The organism is Alteromonas sp. 14N.309.X.WAT.G.H12 (genome assembly GCF_036697315.1).
Lineage (GTDB): Bacteria > Pseudomonadota > Gammaproteobacteria > Enterobacterales > Alteromonadaceae > Alteromonas.
Genome location: NZ_JBAHZB010000123.1, coordinates 1 through 2,180, shown reverse-complemented (window position 1 = coordinate 2,180; position 2,180 = coordinate 1). Strand labels below are relative to the sequence as shown.

General features: G+C 41.4%; 1 protein-coding gene. It reads right to left on the bottom strand.

From position 1 onward, the window contains the following. On the bottom strand, positions 1-1,759 hold a 1,759-nt coding region (locus tag V5298_RS18240; protein WP_332932858.1), incomplete at its 3' end, for a GGDEF domain-containing protein. Between the last annotated feature and the right edge of the window lie 421 nt (positions 1,760-2,180).

Below are 2,180 nucleotides of genomic sequence, written 5' to 3'. Positions count from 1 at the left end.
ATAAAGCATCGAATTTGAGACCGCATTTATCAGAGCTCACAATGCCAAAACTCGCGCTCACAGAATAACCTAAGTTTTTCTGCCGACACTTGGAGACAATTTCATGTCGGCAATCTTCGGCAAGTTTCAACGCCAATGGCGCGTTACAACTTAGTAGTAATATGCCAAACTCCTCGCCACCTAAACGACCAAATAAATCGTTTTCTCGAAGTACACCCCTTACCGCATCAACGCATAAAATCAGTGCATCATCTCCTGAGGAGTGGCCAAATTGATCGTTGATGAGCTTAAAGTTATCTAAATCGAACATGACAAAACTCACCACCTTATTTTCGAGCTTCGCGCGCTCGATAATCTGATTTGCTGCCGATGTAAAATAACGTCGATTGGCAATACCCGTTAATCCATCGGTTCTGGCAACTTTCTGCAGCACCCTATAGTTAACACGCTTAGCATATAGCCATGCTCCCATAAAACACACGACGAGAAACAACAAAAAGATAACTAAAGTTCTGTTATTTGCCGACTGTTCAGCCAGTAAAGCTTGAGTTTTTAATAGTGAGTTTTCTTTATCCAGCAATGAGATTTGCAGCGATTTGTCGTTCAGTTCTTGTTTTGCTTTTTGAATCGACAATATCTTTGCATGTTCGCGATTCATATTACGCGACTTAGCTTGAAAATAATTTTCAAAGTGAAGTAAGGCATCATCATACTGGCCTTGCTCTTTAGCAATTTCGTACAAAATTTTATGGGCTTCAACAATTGACACCGAGATGGTATCGGGCGGCGATTCTTTGATGATTTTATTGGCATAGTACTGCGCCAATTCGTTATTTCCTTGCAGCACACTAAGACGACTCTTCAATTCGTAGAATTCATGAGCGACCGGTTTATAAACCAGACTTTCACTTTTCGCTAAATAGCGGTTTACCACTGCCATCGCTTGGTCATATTCTTCTGAATAGAGATAAAAACGCGCAAGCATTCCCTGTATTGCTATCTGGATGAGGGGTTCTTCCAAGTCTTTACAAACCCTGTTCCCTTCCTCGAACATCTCTTCTGTAATTTCATAGGTAGAGGATTCAAGAAGCGAGCTATAGTACTGCAAATAAGCGTTACATCTAAACCTAAGACCATAAGGTTTATTCAGCAACGGCTTAATATATTGCGCATTCAAATCGTTTTCATCCGCTTGCAAATAGAAATTAATGATCCCTAAATGCACGCTTTCTTGCGCATCAAGACTTTCGAGTTTGTTGACGTTAGGTAAAATTTCTTCGAGCAAATCGAAGGCTCTTTCCCACTGCTGCAACCCACCACTTAACGCTAGTAAAAATGATTTAGCCGTCATGGACATATCAACAGACGATGCATTGACAGCTAAAACTTCTAGTTCAGCAACCGCAGTTTCAAAATCGTTATTAATGTACTTGGAGTAGGCGTGTAAATAATCATATTTGTCGCGCTGAGCGTTGGTTAATGCGTCACGATTTAACGTGCTTAGCAATTTAGATGATTCGGCGGGATCCGCACTACGTAAACTGTAAGCGACCTCAAGTGTTTCATTCGTGTTGGCGTTAACTGCAGGTGCTAGCAGCACAGCCATTAGCAGTATTATTATTCCCGCACCTAGCGCTCCATTATTCCTATTCCATTTACACGTAAACAAATTTAACGCCCCGAATAACGATAGCCAGATGATATTAGAGTAGCTATTTACATTTAGACCAGAAGAGACAAAAAAGCCGGTAGACCCCATAAAGCGCTATGGTTGCAGCCTCATCGACTACGCGGTATCAAAATGAAAAACGCATATGTGTATGTACATTTTAGTTGCTTTTGCCGCAAGCGCCAATTTGCAAACTACACCGTTAAAATGTAACCACATTGCCGTGAACGTCGCACCTGAACGTCACAACAAAAATGCGCGCGTGATAGCGCGCTTCACCCGTAGCGGTGATTGATGATCAGATAAAACCGAAAGGCTTTACCAGATTGAATCGAGGAAATCGAAACCAGTTGGAACATACACATTCAAATTGTGTTGTTAACTTTTCAATTATCTAAGCTGCCTGTGCGGCAGTGAACTATTTTTATCGATTACTAGGGAAACTGCGAATAAGTCCTGCAATTTAGGTCTTGATCGAGACGTTGCATTACCCGTCTAAAAATTGAGCGCT